Source organism: Paenibacillus sp. FSL R7-0198 (assembly GCF_038000415.1).
Lineage (GTDB): Bacteria > Bacillota > Bacilli > Paenibacillales > Paenibacillaceae > Paenibacillus.
Genome location: NZ_JBBOCB010000001.1, coordinates 2,209,355 through 2,221,333, shown reverse-complemented (window position 1 = coordinate 2,221,333; position 11,979 = coordinate 2,209,355). Strand labels below are relative to the sequence as shown.

Genomic DNA, 11,979 nt, shown 5'->3' with positions numbered 1-11,979 from the left:
ATGAATAACTCCATCATTAGTTCGGATCAAAATAATTCCAGCTGTTCCGGTCCTTCTTCCTTCTCCGGTTCAGTACGGTCAGGAAAAGGCTTCATTGGCTGGTCCAGCAGATCCATCATCATCTGGGCATTCGCCGCTGCATCACCACCGGAGTTGTTGTTGAAAATAACATAGACATCCTTGCTCTGCTCATGCAATTGCTCCAGATACCCTTTCCACTCCAACAGTTCTTCCTTGTTATAACGATACAAATAACGAGTCTCCCGCCAATTAGGCGCACCATTCTGATGCCAGCCGGACACGTTGCGTCCATGCATGCGCACCAGCGTCATCTCCGAATCCGTGGCCTGTGGAACGATGGGAATGGAACCTGGACCCGCCTGAGGTTCGTCACAGACGCTGTGAATCCAGCCTTGCTCTTTCAGGAACGCAAGCGTCCGCTCGCGCATGTCACCTTCATACCAGCTACGATGACGGAATTCGAGGGCACACGCAATACCTTCCATTCTCAGTTTCACTTCACGAAGCTCTTTCACGTTGTCTTTATTGCACTCAAACCAAGGTGGATATTGAAACAAGGCTGCCTGCATCTTGCCGGCTTCAATGACCGGTTCCAGTGATTCCCGAAAAGCCTTATACATCTCTGACGTGCTGGTGAAGTAGGGCTTGCCCCGTAGATGTCCGGTCATTCCCTGATAGGCTTTGATGATAAAAGCAAAGGATTCGGGCGTCTCGGCAGCCCATCGTGCCATTCGATCCCGCGGCTGAACGGCGTAGAAGGAACTATCCACCTCCACGGTGGAGAAGTACTGTCCGTATAGACTGAGCTTGTCTTTGGCTTTGGTACGGTTTGGATAGAGATCTTCCTGATCCCCCCATCCGGTAAGTCCGATGCGAATCATAAGAACACCTCCTGTTGCTTTTTGAACAACTTCTTATAATTAACCGATTTACTGGCGTATGTCTAACATTATATCGTGTGCATTTTGGCTCTTCAATGTTGGAAACTTACTGGAATTTTTTGAGTTTGCAGAATAAAGACGTTACAATACATTAAAGCTAGGGGAAATGATCAGGCCTGTACATAGCGTACTACAGATAGAGAGCCAGTGACCAAGTGGAGGGCGAGAATGGATGACGGAATGGTATGAAAAGAGTTTTGGAGAAGATTATCTTCTCGTATACAAGCACCGGGATGTGCAGGGTGCCTATCAGGAAGTACATAAAATGATCAATTGGTTGAAGCTTGAGCCCAATGCTGAAGTACTGGATCTATGCTGCGGTATGGGACGGCACTCCATGGCACTTGCTGACGCAGGATTAAGAGTGACCGGAGTTGATCTGTCCGATGTGCTTTTACGTGAAGCACGCCTAATGGACACTGAACGCCGAGTATCTTGGTGTCACGCAGACATGCGTGAACTCCCGCTGAAAGGTGGCTTTGATGCTGTAGTCAATCTGTTCACATCGTTTGGTTATTTCCTGGAGGACGGAGAACAACTGAAAGTATTACGTGCCATTCATCGCATGCTTCGCCCGGGTGGCAGCTATATTATTGATTTTATGAATACGGCTTATGTGACTCGTCATCTGGTGCCGCACTCCGTCCGAGAGGATGAAGGGCAGCGAATTGAGGAGTTCCGCAAGATTGAGGATGGATTTGTGCAAAAGGAAATTCGCATTACGGATACCACATCCGGACATGAACCGCGGGTATATCAGGAGCGTGTGAAGTTGTACACACGGGATCAACTGAGTCAGATGTTAAGTGCCGCCGGACTCCCGGCAGACCAGGTACATGGCGGCTATGACGAAGAGAAATATGACGAGCAGACTTCTCCACGCATGATTTTTGTTGGTCGTCGTCCTGCGGAGTGAACAGAGACAGTCTGGAAGGGGGATAACATGAAGCGCACAGAAGAGATGGCCATGACAGAGGGCATACACCGGGTCAAGATTACCATGTCTTTTCCCTTGCGATGGGTGAACAGTTATGTGTTATCAGAACCGGATGGGAAGATAACTATTATAGATCCGGGACCGCGTAATTCGGAAACGGAACAGGAGTGGGTTGAAGCGCTGGCAGATCTCGACCTGACCTTTAGCGATATTCGTCAAATTGTACTGACCCACCATCACCCCGATCATCTTGGGTTGTCGGGTTGGATGCAACAGATGACGGGCGCACCCGTTCGAATGTCGACACGCTCCCTTCAAGAGGCTGATTATATGTGGGGACCTGATTCACGTATTAATACAATATTACCTGATTATTATGGTTGTCATGGTATGCCAGAAGACAAGACTGAGCAGATACATGAACATATGAAGGTATTTACTTCGCAGATTACGCCACTTCCGAATGTCACACCTGTTGAAGATGGCGAGTGGCTCGATATGGGCGGGAAACGTTGGGTTGCTGTGGAGACGGGTGGACATGCCCCAGGCCATTTATCCTTTTATGCGCCGGAGTCCATGGAGATTCTGTGCGGAGATGCAGTTTTGCCACAGATTTCACCGAATATCAGTCTGCAACCTGGCAGTGACCCTCAGCCATTATTGTCTTATATGGAAGGATTGCAACGTCTCGGTGCTTTGAATGTCAAGCAGGCGTATCCGGGACATCGGAATCCTTTTGCCCAGTTCAACGAACGGACAGTTCAATTGCTGGCTCATCACGAGGAACGTCTTCAGAAGATGACGGAGCGAATTCAGGAGTCACCGGCGAATGCTTATGACATCTGTGTGCACATGTTTGGCAATCGGCTGGGTACCCATCAACTGCGATTTGCCATGAGTGAGACGTTGGCCCATTTGCAGGAGTTACTTCGACGCGAAGTAGTGAAGCAAGAGCAGCAACCGGATGGCACGTTCTATTTTCAAATCTAAACGGAATGATGATATCGATATGAAATGATAATGTGATCTTGTATAGAGGCTCGGGACAGGAAATTCACCTGTTCTGGGCCTTTTTAGCCTCTCTTAACGGTTCATTCATCTATTTTTAAGCCAGCGCGCCTATGATACATCTATGAACTTCGCTAGGGCGTGTCTTGAGACATACCCTAAAGAAAGTAGGGAAGAGCAATGACCAGAAGAAAACGGAATCAATGGAGAAAATGGCAAGCTTCAGCGGCAGCAACGTTGACTGTGGCTGCACTCTTTCAATATGTAAGAACTTCGGATGCCTTTGATGTGGCCTATGCAGCAGCGAATGGCACAGATACAAGTGTTACTGCTTCAAGCCAGGTGGATACGCATGATGATGTGATGGATGAATGGATCAACAGTACAACGGACAGCAACAACTGGAACACGCAGGACAATGAAAATAATGATAGTCAATATAATGGAACATCCGATAGCACACAAGCAGCTCGGCCAGATCAGAGCACGAGTAACAAGGGGAATTATTCAGATTCTCAGCGTATCGGACAAAATAACCAGGGTACAGACTCCGGATACAGCAGTGGCAACTATCAGTCACGCACAGGTGCATCATGAGCCGCACAGAGCAAGTTGCTCGTCCGCTCCGGTTTCAATTCCGTGCGATGAACACGGATGTTGAAGTGCAACTGTCCGCTGGGCGGGAAGAAGCTGAACATGCGGCAACCTTGGTGAAGAATTGGTTTGAGACGCAGGAGCAGCGCTTCAGCCGATTTGTGGCAGACAGTGAACTAAATCGTCTGAATGCTTCAACCGGATGGATGCCCATCTCCGCTGCGATGGATGAAGTTTTGAGTCTGGCCTATGGATATATTGGACTGACCGAAGGGATTTTTCAACCGGGTATCTCCCAGGCTCTTCAGGTTTCGGGATATGATCTAAGTTTCGATAAGGTGCAGCAACGACAACCGCAACGTCCATTGCTTGAACGCATATTGCGAACGAGAACACCTGAATCATCAGGCTGGATGGAAGATCGATATGACCACAGCCGTCCGAGTTGGATTCAGCGGGAAGGTAGCCGAATGGTTCATCTGGACCCCGGAGCTGAGTTGGACCTGGGAGGCATTGTTAAGGGCTGGGCAGTGGAGCGCATCGCAGACTGGTTACAGCGAACGTTGCATATTCCGGCGGGGTTGATTAACGCTGGTGGAGATATTCAAGTATGGGGTTCACCAGACCATTCCCAGTGGACCTTGGAAGTAGCAGATCCTTTGCAGAATCAGGGTGCTGTGTCGGGAGTGATCCGTTTACAGCGAGGAGCTGTTGCCACTTCGGGTATTTCCCGCAGACAATGGAAGAATACGGATGGAAGTCTTGCGCACCATCTTATTGACCCTCGGACGATGGAACCGGCGGATACGGATGTGTTACAGTGTACCGTTCTGGGACAGCATGCTTCGCAATGCGAGATCATTGCCAAGACGGTCTGCATTTTGGGAAGTGCTGAAGCGGTGGGCTGGTTAAACCGACATTACGATCGGCATGACGTCCTGTGGATGACACGGGATGGAATTACTTATTTTAGAGGGAATACGGATACGCTTGCTGAGCACTGGCCCGGGTTTGATCCGGATCATCGCTTCAGTCTGATATAAACGAGGACAAGTCTAACAGATATGGGGGAGCCGGTTATGGCACAATGGATTGTAGATTACCTGCCGACGTGGAATATCATTCGAATTAGTGGAATTGCTGCTTATGTACTGCTCTTTGCCGGAGTGTTTCTGGGCATTGCGCAAGGGATGCCTATGGCCAAAGGCAAACCAAAAGCAGCCATGTTCAAATGGCATACTCGAACGACCTGGCTCGCCTTCGGACTTGGACTCGTGCACGCATTAACGTTATATATTGATCATTACAGCCCATTTACCTGGGGAGAACTTCTGATTCCTTTTACCGCCTCCGTGCATCCGATTGGCAGTGGTCTGGGAACGTTAGCCTTCTACGGATTAGTGATTGTCCTGTTATCCAGTGATCTGCGAAACAAGCTGGGCCGTAAATGGTGGTTCATGTTCCACCTCTTGTCCTATCCGGTGTTCATTGGTTTGCTGGTTCACGGCATGGTTACCGGAACGGATTCTGGCAATATCATCATGCGGATGATGTATGTATTTACCGGACTCAGCATTCTCGGTATCACGGTGTTGCGTGGCATGTTGAGAGAACGCAAAGGCCCGGAAATTACGATTGGACCGAAACGGGCAACATCTGGTTCACCTTCTGAGCAGAATTGGGTTGAAGGTTTTGGTTTGGTGGGAACGGTACGACCTAAACATCTGAAATAATAACACGTGGATTATCCAATATGTATCGTTACACATGCAAAAGAAGCGGCCATCAGGCCGCTTTTTCCATGAACAGTTATTTTATTAAACAGTTATTTCACGAAGCATCCATACACATGTCCAATGTCCCACATGACTTCAGATATGAAACGAGTTACGCATTATACAGCGTCATCACTGACAGGTTTTTCTCCCAGTGCTTCTTCAAGCTCGGATTGTTTGCGATGGGCGATCCGACTGCTCGCTGCCGATGCAATCGCACCGACAATATCATCGAAGAACGTATGGACAGGCCCCAGGCTCTTGTCATTCAGGCGTTCAAGCACCCCTGGTTTTAGCTTGTCCACATAACCATAATTCGTAAATCCAATGCTGCCATATACATTGACGATGGAGAATGCCAAAATCTCATCCACGCCGTACAGTCCTTCATCATTCTCAATCATCTCCTGTAAAGGAGATATGAGCTGCCCCTGTTCTGCCAGAATATCGAGCTGAATCCCGGTCAAAACAGCGTTCTGTACCTCACGTTTACGGAGAACCATCTCCACATTTTCGATACATTCTTCCATCGTAAGACCTGGATAATATTTTTTCTGCAATAACATAACCAGTTCTGCGATCTCAGGGATCGTGACGCCCCGCTTATGCAGCCATTCCTTTGTTGCCTCCGCCACCTTGCGGCTATTCAGGCTGTAAGGGATTTTTTCTTGCTCAGGATGTTCCATGGGCGATTCCTCCTCTGAAGTTAGCAATGTCCCTACTCTTGCTTCCTAATACGTTATTAACCTGTTTTACGTTTCTTTAAGATCATATATAAGTTTTCAGCAAAGCGATTATCTTTTAGTTATTTTTTGGACAAAGGCTCGTATACATGGTAGTACAAACTGTAAAAATGATGAGGGGGAACGTGATCATGAGAAAGATCCAATCTTTGCGTACGGTATCGGCAGCTGCGCTGCTGAGTATTCCTATGGTGTTGTCAGGTTGTGGCATGTTTGGAGCACAGTCTTCTGAAGCTGTTGATCCACCACCGCCCATTCAGGAAGCAGCCATGATTCAGGCAGCCGAAGGAAATGGTGCACTCGCAACGCTCCCATTAACGACGGTATATCTGCAAGACCAGCAGGGGCTGCTCGCTCCGGTATCCCTGACACTTCCTTCTGGAACAGATGCCAGCAGTCCAAAGACAGCACTGGATACACTTGTCACAGGCGGGGCCTATGCGGGTATGCTGCCTGAAGGATTTCAGGGCGTTCTCCCGCAGGGAACAGTTGTGCAGAATGTAACGATTCACGCGGATGACAAGCTGGCAGTCGTGGAGTTCTCGGGTAATTTTGCCAAGTATGATGCGAAGGAAGAACGGAAAATGCTAGAAGCTGTCACGTGGACATTGACGGGAACACCTGATGTGGAGAATGTACAGATCTGGGTGGATGGTAAAAAGTTAACACAAATGCCGGTGAACAGCACGCCGTTGCCTGAACCGCTGAATCGGGCTGTGGGAATCAATCTGGATCTGGGTGATGCGTTTGTGGCGAACAGCAGTCCGGTCACGGTCTATTTCTCAGCAGCTTCACCAGCAGGCATCCAATATTATGTTCCAGTTACACGTCTCGTTACCCCTGGTGAAGATCGGGTGCAGGCAGCATTGAACGAACTGATCAAGGGACCTGACAAAGGCGGCGAACTGGAAGAGGTTATGACAGGTGGAACGGAGCTGCAATCGGTCAAAACGGCAGAGGATGGCACGGTCACGGTTGCCTTGAAAGATGATATGTTTGCCGAAGGGGATATCGTGCCAAGCGAGCTGTTACAGTCTGTCGTGTTAACCACTGCGGAGAATACAGTCAGCAAGGATGCCAAAGTGCAGATCGAATGGAACGGCCAAAAAACGGTCATGGGTGACGATAACCGGGATTACAGTGCGCCAGTTTCCAAGCCTGAATATATCAACGAAATTCCGATTTAATGAGCAAGGAATGCTTAAGGATGCTTTTAACCGAACTCTTTGGTAAAATATAAGGGATTAGTAAAAGTGTGAACAAGCTCAACATTACAGAATGCTTAAGTCGTAGGAGGCAGAAAATATGAGATCAAACGGACGAACCAGCGAACAGCTGCGCCCGCTGAATTTAACAGTGAACACGAATAAATACGCCGAGGGCTCTGTACTGATTGAAGTTGGAGATACAAAGGTGATCTGTACAGCTACAGTGGAGGAACGTGTTCCTCCCTTTATGAAAGGGCAGGGGAAAGGCTGGGTAACAGCTGAATATTCCATGTTGCCACGTGCAACACATACTCGGAACCAACGTGAAGCCAATCGCGGCAAATTAACTGGACGCACCATGGAAATTCAGCGTCTGATTGGTCGGGCACTGCGCTCGGTAGTTAATCTGCAGGCTCTTGGTGAGCGTACGATTACCTTGGACTGTGATGTTATTCAAGCCGACGGAGGCACACGCACAACGTCCATTACCGGTGCGTTTGTAGCGCTGGCGCTTGCTGTGAACAAGATTTCCCAACAGCACAAACTGCAAGTGTTCCCGATTACGGATTTCATTGCCGCAGTAAGTGTGGGTGTTGTGGGTGAACAGCCTGTACTGGATCTGAACTATGATGAAGATTCCAAAGCCAAGGTGGATATGAACCTGGTGATGACAGGTGGCGGTAAATACGTCGAGCTTCAGGGAACAGGTGAGGAAGCACCATTTGATCGCCGTGAGCTGAACGCCATGTTGGAACTGGGCGAACAGGGAATTCTGGAAATGATCGAGCGTCAAAAAGAAGTGCTTGGACCGATTGCGCTCAAGATCGGCGCGCGTGGATTAGGGGAAGCTTAAGATGAGTTTGGACAGCCCAATCCTCATTGTTGCAACCCGCAATGCGGGTAAAGTCCGTGAATTCGCTCATGCTTTCGCACCACTTGGCAAAGAGGTTAAGAGTATGTTTGACTATCCGGAGCTGCCGGATGTGGTGGAAGATGGCGTAACGTTTGCGGAGAATGCCTGGAAGAAAGCCAAGGCGGTTGGTGATGCGCTTGGTTTGCCCGTTCTGGCAGACGATTCAGGACTTTGCGTAGATCTGTTGGACGGGGAGCCAGGAGTATATTCAGCGAGATATGCGGGCGAAGGAGCAACGGATGCACAGAACAATGCGAAGTTGCTGGAGACGCTGGAATCGTTAAAATCCGGTGAGGACACCGAGCAACCGCTACTGAGTCCAGCTCGTTTCGTCTGTGCGCTGGTACTGTACGATCCGACAACAGGTGATAAGTATGAATCGGAGGGCACTGCGGAAGGCTGGATTACGGCTCAAGCTGCAGGTGCTGGCGGTTTTGGATATGATCCACTCTTCTATGTACCTGAATACGAGATGACGATGGCGGAGCTGACGCTCGAGCAAAAGCAGACGATTAGCCATCGTGGTCATGCGCTGAGAGCACTCGTATCCAGACTTGAAGGCTGAGACTAAACGAAACATCTTGATTTAACTTCATGATATGTGAACATCAAAGCGTTAATGGAAGGACAGAAGCATTCCGATGGAATGGTTCACCCGCCATTAACGCTTTTTTCTATGAAATGAAGTGTTTGAGTGAGGTTTGGGGAGATCCATCCATATACCTAATTGAAGATAGCTATCTCTGCGACTATATATCAGAACGTATGTTCTTGTACCTACATGAGAAATGGTTTACATTGCACGATTGGGAATCTCATTGGGACTGGAGTTGGAAGAAGTTGCAAGCCTTGTGTGGTATGGGTTAACATTCAAACTAACGAATCACATATGAACCTTAAACGGAGGGATCTACTCATGCAAGAAGTGAAGCTTGTTGTGTCTTACGATGATTATGAGGACGGCATTCGTATGGAAAAATTAATAAAGGAACTGGCGGCTAAACCGGAGGCCAGCTCATTGGAAAGTCTGGTCATCGGAGATTGGGGACAAGCTTATGAAAATTCGCCTGATGAGTTCATGGGTACGTTGATTGAGCTGGCTCCAAGCTTCCCGGCATTAAAGAGACTATTTATAGGAGATATGGACTCTGAGGAATGCGAAGTATCATGGATTATTCAGACCAATCTTGCACCTCTGCTACAAGCCTTTCCCCAATTAAAAGCATTCGTGATCAAAGGTAGCAGTGGACTGGAATTGGAACCATTGCGACATGCGAACCTCGAAGAGTTGGTCATTATCTGTGGTGGTCTGCCTAAAAGTGTGTTAGCCTCTATAACTCGTGCAGAACTGCCGGAATTGCGGAAGCTTGAATTGTATCTGGGTGTGGATGATTATGGGTTCAACGGCTCGCTTGAGGATGTATTGCCCTTGTTGGAAAAAGGACTGTTTTCGAAACTGGAATACCTGGGGCTGAAAAACAGTGAAATTCAGGATGAGATTGCCAAAGCGGCAGCTGACGCGCCGATTTTGGATCAGCTGCAAGCACTGGATCTATCCGAAGGAACGTTGACTGACGAGGGAGCTGAGGCTCTTATGAAAAGTGACAAAATCCAAAAACTGAAACATCTCAATCTGAGTTACCATTACATGACTGACAAGATGATCACTCGATGGAAACAGTCAGGGATTTCGGTGGATGTCAGCGATCAGCAGCAGAGTGACGAAGACGACTGGCGTTTCCCGTTATTGACGGAATAAGGAATGCTGGACATTGAGGCAAGCACAACAACGATAAAGAGCCATATGAATCATGCATTTAATGAAAGTAATGAGCCAATGTTGTTAATCGGTAATCCGAATAATCGGCGAACTCAGGGGTTGCAAGAGGCCAGACATAGAGTGGGTCTGCAACCTGCGGTTGTACTACCTTATGAGGAATTACTCCACACCTGGAGACAGGGCGGGACGATTATAGATGTCATACATTCGGAGCTGCCTGCACCGCTTATACGGATTGATGCGCCCGGAGAGGTATGGGAAGTAGAGCGTGAGTTGCTGCATCTTGGGGCAATGAAAGACAAGTCACCTTTGTTGGATGGAATTGCTGAAGCTGAAGTGTTCACTGCAGAGCAGGCTCTAATGCTGGAACAGGAATGGGGGAGAATCTACGCTCCCGCCCAATGGTTCCGCGGCTGGAAATCCTGTCTGGAACGCATAGGCCGTGAAGCTCGTGAGACATGGCCTGGTGTGCGCTTCATGAATGATCCTGCCGATATTGAATTGATGTTCGACAAAAGGAAATGTCAGCAGCACCTTTCTCTGTATGGGGTTCAAGTTCCTCGAACATTACAATCTTCACAGCCGATCCTTAGTTACGATGTCTTGCGCACAACTATGGAGTCTGCAGGGATGCATCGTGTGTTTGTTAAGCTTGCCTGTGGCTCGGGTGCTTCGGGTGTTGTCGCTTATCAGATCAACCCGCGTAGAAGTGCTGAGATTGCGGTAACGACAGTAGGTATGGAACAGAGACAGGGCAAGACGATTTTCTTCAATGAAGGACGTCTACGCAAATATACCCGCAGTGAAGAGATTGCTACATTGATGAACTGGTTATGTGCAGAAGGTGCACAGATTGAACGATGGATGCCCAAAGCCACACTGGATCAGCGGGCCTACGATATTCGCCAATTGGTTGCGGGTGGACAGGCAGGCCACGCGATTATGCGACTTAGTCGTACCCCTATAACCAATCTGCATCTGCGCAATGAGCGTATGTTGCCTGCTGAAGCAGGTCTGGATGAACAGCGGATGTCACTGGTTCGGAAGACAGCGCAAGCAGCTATGTCTGCATTCCCTAACTCGTGGTCAGCCGGGATTGATGTGATGCTTACGAGTGGTCCGAGTCCGCGTGCTTATGTACTGGATGTGAATCCATTTGGAGATCTGTTATACAGGGTTGAGCATCATGGGCTCGGAACCTATGAGTGGGAAATGGAGCTTTTACGAAAGGAGCCTATTCAACATGCCTGATATGAACACCATCGTGGGCTCCCATGATCTGTTAATGATTACGCTGGATACGTTACGATATGACGTAGCCAAGCTGGAAGAGGCGAATTGTCCTAATCTGTGTGGTTCGGGTCCGTGGGAGAAACGTCATACCCCGGGAAGTTTTACATATGCGGCACACCACGCTTTTTTTGGTGGTTTTATGCCCACTCCTGCTAATACGGATAAGGCATCTCATGTACGGCTCTTTCACTCCCGGAATACTGGGCTCAAGACACATCCGCACACATGGTTGTTTGATACACCAGATATCGTATCCGGGTTCGCAGCTGAAGGTTACCGCACCATCTGTATTGGCGGCGTCATCTTTTTTACGAAAAAAAACCCGCTTGCAAAAGTATTGCCTGGTTATTTCCAACAGAGCTATTGGCGAATGAACTTTGGGGTAACCAACCCCAAATCGACAGAACATCAGGTACAGCATGCATTAAAGTTGCTTGAACAGACACCGCCGGATGAAAAGATATTTATGTTTTTGAACGTGTCTGCCGTTCATGGCCCCAATCGTTACTTTGTAGAAGGTGCCAAGGAGGACTCGGTGGAGACCCAGCGAGCTGCACTCCGATATGTAGATGAGGCTCTTGGGCCATTGTTCGAGGCGATGAGGCAACGCGCCCGGCCTGCCTTTTGTTTAGCTTTTTCCGATCATGGTACAGCTTACGGTGAAGACGGATATCAAGGGCACCGGCTTGCACATGATGTCGTCTGGACGGTGCCTTACCGTGAATTTATAGTATAGAATGGATTACTCTTATGATGACAACAACCG

13 protein-coding genes are annotated in these 11,979 nt (G+C 48.6%); 11 read left to right on the top strand and 2 right to left on the bottom strand.

The window, feature by feature from the left end:
- Positions 1 to 26: 26 nt before the first annotated feature.
- On the bottom strand, positions 27 to 902 hold the full coding sequence (locus MKY87_RS09545; protein WP_340964141.1) for a DUF72 domain-containing protein: 876 nt from the start codon (positions 900 to 902) through the stop codon (positions 27 to 29).
- A gap of 232 nt (positions 903 to 1,134) precedes the next feature.
- Between MKY87_RS09545 and MKY87_RS09540 the strand changes: the two genes are divergently transcribed.
- The 5 genes from MKY87_RS09540 to MKY87_RS09520 all read left to right on the top strand — a co-directional run bounded on the left by MKY87_RS09540 (position 1,135) and on the right by MKY87_RS09520 (position 5,234).
- Complete coding sequence (locus MKY87_RS09540) at positions 1,135 to 1,878, top strand: class I SAM-dependent methyltransferase (RefSeq protein WP_340964140.1); 744 nt, start codon at positions 1,135 to 1,137, stop codon at positions 1,876 to 1,878.
- Between the two features lie 27 nt (positions 1,879 to 1,905).
- A complete protein-coding gene (locus MKY87_RS09535; protein WP_340964138.1) occupies positions 1,906 to 2,889 on the top strand; it encodes an MBL fold metallo-hydrolase in 984 nt (327 codons plus the stop codon).
- A gap of 198 nt (positions 2,890 to 3,087) precedes the next feature.
- Positions 3,088 to 3,504, top strand: a complete 417-nt coding sequence (locus MKY87_RS09530; protein WP_340964136.1) for a hypothetical protein — start codon at positions 3,088 to 3,090, stop codon at positions 3,502 to 3,504.
- Positions 3,501 to 4,544: an FAD:protein FMN transferase gene (locus tag MKY87_RS09525; protein ID WP_340964134.1), complete on the top strand. Its 1,044-nt coding sequence runs from the start codon at positions 3,501 to 3,503 to the stop codon at positions 4,542 to 4,544. The genes MKY87_RS09530 and MKY87_RS09525 overlap by 4 nt, the downstream gene beginning before the upstream one ends.
- A 36-nt stretch (positions 4,545 to 4,580) precedes the next feature.
- Complete coding sequence (locus tag MKY87_RS09520) at positions 4,581 to 5,234, top strand: ferric reductase-like transmembrane domain-containing protein (RefSeq protein WP_338588385.1); 654 nt, start codon at positions 4,581 to 4,583, stop codon at positions 5,232 to 5,234.
- A gap of 161 nt (positions 5,235 to 5,395) precedes the next feature.
- Here the strand turns inward: MKY87_RS09520 and MKY87_RS09515 are convergent, their stop codons facing one another.
- Positions 5,396 to 5,962, bottom strand: a complete 567-nt coding sequence (locus tag MKY87_RS09515) for a phosphatidylglycerophosphatase A family protein (RefSeq protein ID WP_340964131.1) — start codon at positions 5,960 to 5,962, stop codon at positions 5,396 to 5,398.
- A gap of 188 nt (positions 5,963 to 6,150) precedes the next feature.
- Between MKY87_RS09515 and MKY87_RS09510 the strand changes: the two genes are divergently transcribed.
- The 6 genes from MKY87_RS09510 (at position 6,151) to MKY87_RS09485 (ending at position 11,949) form a co-directional block, all read left to right on the top strand.
- The gene (locus MKY87_RS09510) at positions 6,151 to 7,206 is read left to right on the top strand and encodes a GerMN domain-containing protein (RefSeq protein WP_339789321.1); all 1,056 of its coding nucleotides are present in this window, start codon (positions 6,151 to 6,153) and stop codon (positions 7,204 to 7,206) included.
- Positions 7,207 to 7,324: 118 nt separating this feature from the next.
- The gene (gene rph, locus MKY87_RS09505; RefSeq protein ID WP_017692572.1) at positions 7,325 to 8,080 is read left to right on the top strand and encodes a ribonuclease PH; all 756 of its coding nucleotides are present in this window, start codon (positions 7,325 to 7,327) and stop codon (positions 8,078 to 8,080) included.
- A 1-nt stretch (position 8,081) separates the two neighbouring features.
- Positions 8,082 to 8,705: an XTP/dITP diphosphatase gene (locus MKY87_RS09500; protein ID WP_340964128.1), complete on the top strand. Its 624-nt coding sequence runs from the start codon at positions 8,082 to 8,084 to the stop codon at positions 8,703 to 8,705.
- Between the two features lie 351 nt (positions 8,706 to 9,056).
- Positions 9,057 to 9,899 (top strand): STM4015 family protein, encoded by an 843-nt coding sequence (locus MKY87_RS09495; RefSeq protein WP_339789323.1) that lies wholly within the window; start codon positions 9,057 to 9,059, stop codon positions 9,897 to 9,899.
- 3 nt (positions 9,900 to 9,902) lie between these two features.
- Positions 9,903 to 11,171: an STM4014 family protein gene (locus tag MKY87_RS09490; RefSeq protein WP_339789324.1), complete on the top strand. Its 1,269-nt coding sequence runs from the start codon at positions 9,903 to 9,905 to the stop codon at positions 11,169 to 11,171.
- Positions 11,164 to 11,949, top strand: coding sequence for an STM4013/SEN3800 family hydrolase (locus MKY87_RS09485; RefSeq protein WP_339789326.1), 786 nt, complete (start codon positions 11,164 to 11,166; stop codon positions 11,947 to 11,949). Before MKY87_RS09490 ends, MKY87_RS09485 begins: the two co-directional genes overlap by 8 nt.
- Positions 11,950 to 11,979 lie beyond the last annotated feature (30 nt).